The sequence below is a fragment of the Labedella phragmitis genome (assembly GCF_004078635.1).
GTDB lineage: Bacteria > Actinomycetota > Actinomycetes > Actinomycetales > Microbacteriaceae > Labedella > Labedella phragmitis.
Map to the genome: position 1 here is coordinate 1 of NZ_RZNB01000016.1, position 570 is coordinate 570.

1 protein-coding gene is annotated in these 570 nt (G+C 37.5%); it reads left to right on the forward strand.

What is annotated here, in order from left to right; all coding sequences use genetic code 11:
- Nucleotides 1-570 (forward strand): endonuclease/exonuclease/phosphatase family protein (locus tag ELQ90_RS16465; RefSeq protein ID WP_133425029.1); only part of this gene is annotated, 570 nt, incomplete at both ends.

Below are 570 nucleotides of genomic sequence, written 5' to 3' on the forward strand. Positions count from 1 at the left end.
ATTTAAACTAGATGAGCAGGGGGGATTCACAGAGAAGTATGATAATGGAGGCATAGGAAATGTTAGCACAAATAAACCAGCAAAGGTCAGCCTGGAAAACTGTACTGAAGCCGGGTATAAATGTGTTTGCTTAAATGCAAGGAGCATAGTAAACAAAAGAAATGAACTAAACATTATGGTAGAAGATACTGACCCTCACATTATAGGGATAACTGAATCATGGGCCAACAAAGAGATATCAGATGCCGAACTGGGACTGCCTGGCTACGTAATGTTTAGGAAAGACAGAATAGGAAGAAGGGGAGGTGGAGTTATTTTGTATATTAAAGAATCCATTCAGGCTTATGAAATAATATTAGAAAAAGAAGCAGATTGTGAAGAAGCTGTTTGGTGTAACATAGTTACCGGAAACTCAACGTTAACAGTAGGGTTAGTATATCGAAGTCCAAACATAAGCATAGAAGATAATGAAAAAATACAAACGGCTATAAAAGAAGTGAGCAAACGGGACTGCATTATTATGGGAGATTTTAACCATGGACATATACAATGGGAATCTCTACAGAGTAC